Origin of the sequence: Streptomyces palmae, assembly GCF_004684805.1 — a bacterium.
GTDB classification, from domain to species: Bacteria; Actinomycetota; Actinomycetes; order Streptomycetales; family Streptomycetaceae; genus Streptomyces; species Streptomyces palmae.
Window position 1 is genome coordinate 1 of record NZ_SRID01000611.1, and the last position, 2,104, is coordinate 2,104.

Below are 2,104 nucleotides of genomic sequence, written 5' to 3' on the forward strand. Positions count from 1 at the left end.
GGGCGGGTACCTCGGGGGGCAGTGGCTGGCGAACCTGGGAGTCGTCTCCCTCCATGTGATCCATGCTCACTCCGCGATCTTGGTCAGAATGGGGGGGGTGCGGTCGCCGGTGACGGTCGTCATCGAGATGACCGCGTGCCCGGGCGGCACCTCGTTCGCCAGGTCCGAGGCCGACCACCGCTGGCGCTGCTCGCGCCGCACGGTGACGCTCTCCCGCGTCACGGCCTTCCCGCTGGTGAACTTCTTGAGCTGATGCATGGCGCGCGTCAGCGGCTCGTCCGCGATGCGCTCGTGAGCGGTCACCGTGCGAGTCTCGACCCACTCCAGGCCCCACGCCGATGCGAAATGCTCGCCGTCCCAGGGCGAGCACCCGGCCGCTGCGGCGCGGCACCCCACGGCGCCCAGCAAGGGGGCGCGGAGATGGTCTGGCACATCGGTCAGGGTGGGTAGCCCGAACACGACCCCGGCATGTCCGTGCAGGCGTTGGATGCCGCGCAGCGACTGAGGGGTAATGACCTGGGTGGCGTCCGTCATCACCAGGCCGGAGAAGCGGCCGGTCCGGGCGCGGGCGGCGCTGTCCAGGAACTGGGCGAGCACCAGGCGGGCGATGATGCGGGAGGCCACCGCGTGCCCCCGCTCGGGGAGGTCTATCCGCACCCGCAGCGGGTGATGCAGCGCCGCGAGGGAGAACGGGCGGTACCCCGTCCCCGCCGTCCCGGCCGGGTCCGCCGCGAAAAAGCCGTCGAAGGCGGGCCGGTCCAGCAGTGCGATGCGCTCGGCCAGCAGCCCGACGACGGGCTGGGAGAGCTGCCGGGCGAAAGCGTCCAGGTCACGGGCCTGCGCCGTCGCGCCCGCCCTTGCCACAGCGTGGCGCAGCTCATCAAGTGTGGGGCCAGTGCCCTCCAGCAGATCGCGCAACTCCCGCACGGTGGGGCACCGCTGGTGCACCGCAGCGAAGGGGCCCAGCAGTTGGGCCAGGACGGTCGCGGCGCGGCGGCTGTCGCCACCGGGTAGCAGCGCCACTTGATCGCCCACCAGGGCCTCGGCCAGATTGCCGGCCGCTTCGTCCGGGTCGGTGCTGCCGCCGTACAGATCGAGTCCATGCGTCGAGGTCGGGTCGCCGGGCCGCACCACGACGTCGAACGCGGCGTCCGGGGCCAGTGGTGCGGTGGATCCGGCGGTCACCACGATCATCGACGCGGCGTCGGCCAGCGCGTGGAGTCCCAGCGACTCGACCACTGGGCGGAGCAGCCGGCCCACGAGCATGGGCGGGCCCACGGCGACCATGGACGTGCCCAGCACGCCAGGGCCCACCGCGATACTCGCGGTGCGGTAGTCCCACGGATTGCGGTCGACGTCGGCGGCGACACCGACCCGCACCTGTCCGGCCACCAGGTCGTGCTGGGCAGTGCGCACCGGCAGATCGCGGGCGCCCGATCCGTGTGCGAAGGCCGCCGCGCCGTCGCGCAGGACGGCTTCGGTGAAGGCGGCCTGCTGCTGCGGGTGGTGGCGGGCGGCCTGCCACGCCCGGTCAATGCGGGCGTAGTCCACATCACTCAGGCGGCCCGCGTACAGCTCGGCCGTCAGCCGGTCCGCCGCCTGGACGGCGCCGGCGGCCCGCAGGTGGGCCCAGCGTGCCGGATCCGCATGGGGTGGCGGGGCCGGCTGCCGCGAGGGGCGAAGCGGAGCCCCGACCGGAGAGGGGCGCTCCTTGGTGAGCCACCGGCCCAGCCTGCGCAGCACCTCACCCCAGCGCCCCAGCCGATAGCAGAAAGCGGCAATGGCGAGCTTGACTATCCAGAAGTATGTTTTTGCGGCGAAAATGTACAAGTCGGGTGTCTTGGCCCAGGATTTGGGGATCAGGACTGCCGCCGGCCACTGCCAGTACCACCCCAAATACCCCTCCCACAGGAGCCTCCAGAACAGCCACCCGCCCAGCGCGGTGCCGAGCGCACCGAGGACGAGTACGCGCGTGCGCACCCGGTCCGGATCCTCCGGAGGGCGCGGGACGTGGCCGCAGCGCCAGATCCCTGGCTCGGCTTCGGGGCGAGGAGCGCGCAGCCACGCCGCCAGCGGCGAGTCGAGGGCAGGGGGGGGTGTCTGG

1 protein-coding gene is annotated in these 2,104 nt (G+C 72.7%); it reads right to left on the reverse strand.

The window, feature by feature from the left end; translation table 11 throughout:
* Nucleotides 1-66 precede the first annotated feature (66 nt).
* Nucleotides 67-2,104 (reverse strand): ATP-binding protein (locus tag E4099_RS31480; RefSeq protein ID WP_135342508.1); only part of this gene is annotated, 2,038 nt, incomplete at its 5' end.